Consider the following 7,663-nt stretch of genomic DNA (forward strand, 5'->3'; position numbering starts at 1 on the left):
GCCGCATGGGAGCGCACCCGCAATAGGGATCACGTCAAGGCCAACTGGCACTTCACCACCGCAAACGCCCGCATCAAACTGAAGCGGCTATACCCCGCACTATGAGCGACTCGGGGTACTAGTGTGGGATAAGATTGGGCAAGCTTTCAGCCTCTTCCGTGAAGGCAGCAAAGGAGCCGGGGCGCTATGGCGACGGCGACGGCCTGTACCTTGTTATAAGCCCTCGGGGCGGGAAGTCCTGGGTTTGCCGGGTGCAGAAGGATGGCAAGCGGCGGGACGTTGGCCTGGGGAGTGCCAAGAAGGTGTCCCTGGCCTTGGCCCGGGAGCGCGCCACGAAGGTGCGGACGCAGGTTGAGGTGGGACTTGACCCCGTTGCCGAGCGGCGGAAAGAGGCTGGGATTCCTACCTTCAAGGAAGCCGCAGCGCTGGTGTTTGCGGAGCACAAGGCGAGCTGGCGCAACCAAAAGCACCGGGCGCAGTGGCTATCGAGCCTTGAAACATACGCATTCCCGACGCTGGGCGATCTATCGGTTGCTGTGATTGATTTTCACCGCGTCCGGGATGCTGTGATTTCCATTTGGCTTGAGAAACCCGAGACGGCCCGGCGTGTGCGACAGAGGATCAACACCGTCATCGACTGGGCGGTAGGCAAAGGATATCGGACGACTCCTCTGGCAATAGCGACGATGAATAAGTCGATGCCCAAAGTTAAGGCCAAGGAGGCGCACCATACGGCCCTGCCCTATGGCGAGGTTCCAGCGTTTATGGCGAAGCTCAAAGAACGGGATACGATGGGGCGGTTGGCGCTTGAGGGGCTGATCCTCACCGCAACCCGGTCAGGCGAGATTCGTGGAGCAACTTGGAGCGAGGTTGATCTGGATAATGCCTTGTGGACGATCCCCGCCAACCGGATGAAGGCGGGCAAGGAGCATATTGTCCCGCTGTCATCGGCCGCCATGGACGTATTCCGGCGGGCACAAGGCTACAGAGAGGCGCGGAGTGAATTGGTGTTTCCCGGCCAGCGCAGCAGCAAGCCGCTGTCCGATATGACGCTGACCAAGATTTGCCGCGACATGGAAGTTCTCGCCGTGCCGCATGGCTTTCGCTCGTCCTTCCGCGATTGGGTGGCCGAGGAGACGGATTTTGACGGGGACATCGCCGAAATGGCCCTGGCCCATGCCATTGGGAACAAAGTCGAAGCGGCTTATCGGCGAGGCAACCTGTTGGAGAAGCGGAAGGCGCTCATGGAGGCGTGGGGGCAGCATTGTGTGACTGATTAGAAATGCAGACAGCCATGTCGGCATTTTTGGGAGCTATGTTCTGATGGTTGGCATAAATCTCTACGAAGCTTATAAAAAACACGTGTTAAATAAAAGCACTTTCGAAACAGAGCGAGAGGTTGCACGCGGCTTTGTTGAAAAATTTATCAAGAATGAATTTTATGCCACGGGATGGCGTTCTGGCGAATACAAAATAACTCGTATTGACCAAGAATTTTGGATTCTGTTAACGCAGGTTTTTTCAAACAACACTTGCTCAGACGGAATAGAAATAGACTATATCGGTGAGAAATTCGTTAAAAAAGAATGTGGAATTTCAAAGACCATCTATAGTGACGTTTGGGTCTACGAAGAACCATTCAGAAATGAATATAGTGCCATCGATGTACAACAGAGCACTCCAAACGGAGTGAACGAGCACCATTCCGAGCATCAGGAGGAAATGATGATGCCACCCACCTCTGTGGCGGTCGCCAAGGTAAAAAATATCCTTACTCCAGCTCCCAAGCTCAGCTCAAAAATTTTGATTAAAATGGATGACCATGAATATGGTCAAATACGGCTGCGGCTGGAAAAGGAAACAATAAAGCAGGAATACCGTATTCGCAACTCAATACTGGAAAGTTTACGGTTAATTGACGAGCTACGAAAGCCGGAGCACCGGGCACTTTCTCAGAACGAAGTTATTTCAATCCTTTCCAATCCTGCTTTGAATAGGAAATGCTTCACGCCAAGCGTAATTCAAAAGATATATTCAGGTAATTATGGTCCATTCGAACGGTTTGTGAGGGAATTCCTGCCAGCTTCTGTACGGTGAAATCCGATTGCCATTTGCGTGAAAGCTAAATGACGGTTGAATGAATTGCGTCCTCCGCAATCGTTGTGTTGGTTTGGGACCTATACCGAACCACCATGGATCAACACAATGCATGACAATGCCCCGATGTTCCTGCTGACAATCGATGATGTATTACGCTTAACAGGGTACAAGAGCCGTTCGTCTATTTACCGCCGCATGCGGCACCAGGATTTTCCACGACCCGTAGTTCTAGGTGGGGGACGTATCCGCTGGCGATCCGGCGAGATCGATCAATGGCTCCAGAGCCTTCCCACCCAGACCTATCCCTGACGGGCTGATCCGGCCCGATTGCAACTAACCAGCCTGGGGCCGCCCGTCATCTCCCTTAAAAATTGAACTTCACGGATTCGTGGCCAGAGCACGGAAAGGACACTTCATGCCTGCTTTTCAGAACATTATCGCCCGTTTGCACGCCCGGTTTTTCCTCACGGATGTTGCCACCTTCACCTTGCGGACGACGCCCCGCATTGCCGAGAGCGTCAAGCCGGTCATTGAGAGACTGATCCGGGATGACAGGTTTGGCGAAACCTACCGGTTTGGCGTCGCGCTCTGGCATCGCTGGGACGTGCCGCCCATCAATGTTTATCTGGGAACAGCCTCCCTCTGCCGCATCGACGGCCCCTCGATAACCGATGAAAGAGGCTACCGCCCAGCGGGTGGCTTGGTCGAGACGCCTGGCCTGACCGCACACCTCTCGCCTGATGAAGCCCACGACCTCGATAACCGCATCAGGGTAGCCATCGAAGCGACCATCCGAAACTGGGCAGATGAGACCATGCGTGGTCGTTGGACATCCCTCCCCCAACATCAGCATCGGGGGCCGGAAGATGCGTAAGCCCCGGCAATTTTACTTTTATGAGAGCCACGATGCTGCGCATCGAGGCAAGGGAAGAGGAACACACCCCACGCACTGGCCTGCGGCTGACAATCGCGATTTTTCGCGGGTACGATTCGAGTGCACGTATGGCGGGTGCTCGATGTCTCGCGCCACGCCTGGGCTGGCTGAGGATGCGCGCCGGATGCGGGGGGAGGACGGGTTATGAAGTTCGTTCAGCACTCCGTGCGCCTTCCCTTGGCGCTGGATAAAGCCCTGCGACATGAGTCGCAGCGCCTCCAAGTTTCCCCGTACGCCCTTTTGCAAAAATGTGTACAGGCCGGGCTAAGTTCCCTCTCTGGCGAGCAGGCGGGGCCGCAACTCACTGCCGAGATTGCACGGGAGATCGGGACGCTGGCCGCGAGGCTGGCTCATGTCGAGCGCCTGACAGAGCGCACGCTATTTGTCGCGTGCGCCGCCTACACCTACGCCCGCGCCGCAGCCGGTCCTAGTGCAGATCAGAGCACGCTCACTCAGGCTATTCAAGATGCTTTTACCCGACAAATTAACCTTGCCGGAGATTCGTGATGTCCAAAGACAGCAGCAGCCGGGCGCATATCGCCGCCCTACGGGCGCGTGACCGGGCCGATGGTCAAGTTCAGTTCCGCTTCAATGCCCGCGTTCTAGCGGGTAGCGCGCTGATCGGCGCGCTGGCCTTGGGGGCGGTTGTCATCAGCCCGCCGCAAATCCAGGCCGACACCGAATATGGCATTGCGGCCTTCACTAGCTTTCTCTTGTCGGATTTACCATCCAATCCAGAAATCACGATAATCTGGCATGGCCAGACTGCCCGCACGGGCATCAAAGAATGGGCAAAGTTCCAGCCATTGCGCCAGGAAGCGGTAAGCTTTGCCCGAACCCTCGGGCTGGGCGGCGGATTGGGCTTTGCCGGGGGAATGGTTGGCCTCTGGCTGACGTCTGACCAGCGGCGGCACAAGCAAGAGGAGCGCCTGGCGGATCGGGTCATCCGGGGCACGCGGGTGGTCAGTCAAACGACCCTGGCTGACATGACAGCCGAGGAAAACAATGAACCGCGCCTGCAATTTGGCGATGTTACCCTGCCAAGTGGATTGGAAACCCGGCACGTCGCTTTGATCGGCACAACCGGCGGAGGAAAATCAACACTTCTCCGACTTCAACTGGACGTGATCGAGGCGCGGGGCGAGGCAGCGTTGGTGTACGACACCAGCGGCGAATTCGTCGCCAATTATTACGATCCGGCACGCGGTGACATCATTTTGAATCCGTTCGATCAGCGTGGGGCATTTTGGAGTCCCTTCGCCGAGATCATCCACCCGGCCGACGCCGACCGGATTGCCCGTTACCTCATCAATGAAACCGGCGACGAGGAACGCGACATCTGGCTGGAGACCTCCCGCAATTTGGTGGCAAATATCATGCGCAATCTTTGGCGTGAGGGACGCGGCACGTTACAAGCCTTGCTGAATGCGTTGCAAAGCATGCCACAAACCGAGCTAAAGCATTGGCTCGCTAATACGTCATCGGCCCGTTCCTTCGAGAAGGACGCTGATCGAGCCACCGCCAGCGTGTTGTTCATGTTGGTCAAGGCGGTCAACATGCTCATGTTCCTGCGCAAGGCGCCCCGTGACGGGGAGAGATCCTTTTCGATCTCCCAATTTTTCAAGGGGATCGACCAGCATAAAGGACGTAAGCCTTGGACGTTCGTTCCGAGGCAAGAAGATTTCTTCGAGGCCGTAAAACCGCTGATGGCGTTGTGGCTTGAATGTGCGGCGTCGGCCATGCTGGGCTTGTCTGCCAGCCCAACCCGCAGAGTGTGGTTCCTGCTGGACGAGCTGGCCGATCTACCCCGGGTCGAAAACCTGGAACGGCTTTTGCCGCAGGGTCGCAAATTCGGTGCGTGTGCCATCCTGTCCTTCCAGACCATCGGCCAGATGCGCGGGCATTACGGCCCCGATGGCGCCGAGGCGCTTCTGGGCTGCTGCAACACCAAGCTATTCCTGCAAATGAGCGACCATGCTAGCCGCGAATGGGCGTCCGCGACCATCGGCGGCGTCGAGGTGGAAATCCCCACCCTGGCCGAGATGTTCGACCCCAAGACTGGTAAGCCCCAGCGGACCTTGAGCACGATGCGCGAACTGCGTGCCGCCGTTTTGGAAAGCGATCTGCGCTTGCCCAAACACACCGGCTATTTGCTGCTGCCGGATGGTCTGCCTGTGGCGCGGATCAAGCTGACGAATGACCATATCATCACGCGCGGCCCGGCCAGGCAGCCTGACTTTATCCCCGCCGATATTGCGGAAACGCTCTGGGGCGGATTGCAGGAGGCCCAAGAGACCCTGAAGGCCAAAACGCCCGACGCCCCTATCCAGGGTACAATTCTTGGACCGGGGCCGGTGTGATGGTGGCGACAATCTCTGCCCTGACCAGCGCCGGGCAGGCCGCCAGCTATTATGAGGCCGATGATTATTATGCCGAAGGGGGCCTTGCCCCCTCGGAATGGCTAGGCCAAGGCGCGCAGGCGCTGAATTTGGCCGGGGCCGTTGACCGTGACCAGTTCGCCCGGCTGCTGGATGGGCATGTCGCCGGGCAAAGCCTGGGCACGATGCGCGACGGCGAATGGGAGCACCGGCCCGGCTGGGACGTGACCTTCAGCGCGCCCAAGAGTGTATCGATCATGGCCGAGGTGGCGGGAGACCGCCGCCTCACCGCCGCCCATGAGCGTGCGGTGAAAACCGCGCTGGAACTGGCGGAGCAGCATTTTTCCGCCACCCGCATCCGGGAAGATGGCAGCATCCGGCGGGAGGCGACCGGCAATCTGGTGATTGCCTCTTTCCGGCACGGCACCAGCCGCGCACTCGATCCGCAACTTCATACCCATAATGTCATTCTCAACATGACCCGGGACGAGGCCGGGCAATGGCGCAGCCTGGAGCCACGCGCCTTCTATCAGATGCAAAAGCAGATGGGGGCTATCTACCGCCAGGAGTTGGCCGCCGGGGTGCAGCGCCTTGGTTACGGGATCGAGCGTGGCAAGGATTCGACCTTCGAGATTGCTGGTATTGGCGCGGATACACTGGAGGCGTTCAGCCAGCGTAGCGCGGCGATTGAGGCCCGGCTGGCCGAGCGGGGCAAGAGCCGGGCGGAAGCCAGCGCCGCTGAGAAGCAAATTGCGGCGCTGGATACGCGGCTGGCCAAGGAGGCAGTGCCTCATGCTGAATTGATCGGCAATTGGTGGGAGGCCGCCGATGCAGTTGGATGGGATGAACAGGCGCGGCGTGGGTTGATTGCCCAGGCCGAGGCGCGAGCGGAATCCACAGCCCTTGGCGCCGACCATGAATTTGTCCGCGAGCTGGCAGGTGACCGGGCCGTGGCGCAGGGGGCGGCCATGCTGGGCGAACGGCAATCCGTGTTTTCCACCACCGCCCTGCATGAGGCGGCTGGGAAGTTCGGCATGGGCCGCGTTGGGCATGGTGACATCGCCGCCGCCATTGCCCGCGCGGAGAAGAGCGGCGCGCTGGAAACGCGCGAATGCCTTGACCGACGCGGCGTGGCGTTCGAGGGCTTCACCACCGCCGCCAATATCGCCAACGAGACCGCGATGTTGCGGCTGGAGGAGCGAGCGCGCCAGCAGGCGGAGCCAATCCTGCCCCCCATCCCCGCCGCCCGCGCGGTTGCCGAAGCGGAACGGCGCAGCGCCCATCAGGGGCATGGCTGGACCGACGAGCAAAAGGTGGCGGCGGCGCAAATTCTCGGTAGCCGTAATCGCGTCATTGGATTGCAGGGCGCGGCGGGCACCGCCAAGACCTCCACCGTGCTGGCGACCATCGCGCGCGAGGCCGAGGCGCGAGACATCCAGGTGGTAGCACTCGCCCCCACGGCATCGGCGGCGCAGGTTTTGGGTGAGGCGCTACATAGCCGCGCCGACACGCTGGCCCGGCACTTACTCGCGCCAGGCCGCCCCACGCCAATGGAGCGGCTTTGGATTGTGGACGAAGCCTCGCTGATATCGAGCGCCGATGCCGCCAAATTGTTGGGCCTGGCTGAATCTCATCGGGCGCGGGTGCTTCTGGTGGGCGATACGGCGCAGCTTGGGTCCGTTGAGGCAGGCGCTGCCTTTGCCCAGCTACAGGGGGCGGGCATGGAAACCGCGCGCCTGACCAAGATTCTGCGCCAGACCAATGAGCACGCCATGGCAGCGGTGGAGGCCAGCTTTGCGGGTGATGCCAAGAGGTCCCTGGCTGCGCTGGATGCGGGCGGTGGGCGCGTCATCGAGTGCGACACGCGCGAGGCCCGCTTCGCCCAGATCGCCCAGGATTACGCCAAGTTGGACACCAAAGAGAGGCGCAAGGCCTTGGTGGTTGAGCCATCCCGTGAGGGGCGTGACGCGCTGACCAAGGAAATCCGCCACCGCTTGGCGGAAAACGGCGCTCTGCACGGACCCGCTGTTGAGACCACCAGGCTGGTGCCCCGCGACCTGACGCGCGCCGAAGCCAAGGATGTGCACAGCTACGGCATCGGCGACATGATCCGCTTTGCAAAGGATTAATTGTTTACCCATGAACTTCAGCCAATTTTAGGAGGCGATACGGCATTGGAGGAGTCTGGGCGGCGGCCCAGCCGAGGCGCGGGATCATGCTGGCGAGGTCATATCGGCGATTGAACCGATAC

General features: G+C 59.6%; 7 protein-coding genes and 1 pseudogene. 7 read left to right on the forward strand and 1 reads right to left on the reverse strand.

Features of this window, described 5'->3' with window-relative positions:
• Positions 1-134: 134 nt before the first annotated feature.
• From L2A60_RS19375 to mobF, 7 genes are all read left to right on the forward strand, one after another.
• The gene (locus tag L2A60_RS19375) at positions 135-1,280 is read left to right on the forward strand and encodes a tyrosine-type recombinase/integrase (protein WP_235706108.1); all 1,146 of its coding nucleotides are present in this window, start codon (positions 135-137) and stop codon (positions 1,278-1,280) included.
• A 43-nt stretch (positions 1,281-1,323) separates the two neighbouring features.
• Positions 1,324-2,097, forward strand: a complete 774-nt coding sequence (locus tag L2A60_RS19380) for a hypothetical protein (RefSeq protein WP_235706109.1) — start codon at positions 1,324-1,326, stop codon at positions 2,095-2,097.
• A gap of 126 nt (positions 2,098-2,223) precedes the next feature.
• The gene (locus L2A60_RS19385) at positions 2,224-2,409 is read left to right on the forward strand and encodes a helix-turn-helix transcriptional regulator (RefSeq protein ID WP_235706110.1); all 186 of its coding nucleotides are present in this window, start codon (positions 2,224-2,226) and stop codon (positions 2,407-2,409) included.
• Positions 2,410-2,515: 106 nt separating this feature from the next.
• On the forward strand, positions 2,516-2,974 hold the full coding sequence (locus L2A60_RS19390; RefSeq protein WP_235706111.1) for a hypothetical protein: 459 nt from the start codon (positions 2,516-2,518) through the stop codon (positions 2,972-2,974).
• A 204-nt stretch (positions 2,975-3,178) separates the two neighbouring features.
• Entirely contained in the window at positions 3,179-3,541 is a 363-nt protein-coding gene (locus L2A60_RS19395) for a hypothetical protein (protein ID WP_235706112.1), read from the forward strand.
• Complete coding sequence (locus tag L2A60_RS19400; protein ID WP_235706113.1) at positions 3,541-5,394, forward strand: type IV secretion system DNA-binding domain-containing protein; 1,854 nt, start codon at positions 3,541-3,543, stop codon at positions 5,392-5,394. Before L2A60_RS19395 ends, L2A60_RS19400 begins: the two co-directional genes overlap by 1 nt.
• Complete coding sequence (gene mobF, locus L2A60_RS19405; protein WP_235706114.1) at positions 5,394-7,541, forward strand: MobF family relaxase; 2,148 nt, start codon at positions 5,394-5,396, stop codon at positions 7,539-7,541. Before L2A60_RS19400 ends, mobF begins: the two co-directional genes overlap by 1 nt.
• A 4-nt stretch (positions 7,542-7,545) precedes the next feature.
• Here the strand turns inward: mobF and L2A60_RS19410 are convergent.
• A pseudogene (locus tag L2A60_RS19410) lies at positions 7,546-7,663 on the reverse strand (IS1595 family transposase); the annotation flags it as partial.

The sequence above is a fragment of the Acidiphilium iwatense genome (assembly GCF_021556475.1).
GTDB classification, from domain to species: Bacteria; Pseudomonadota; Alphaproteobacteria; order Acetobacterales; family Acetobacteraceae; genus Acidiphilium; species Acidiphilium iwatense.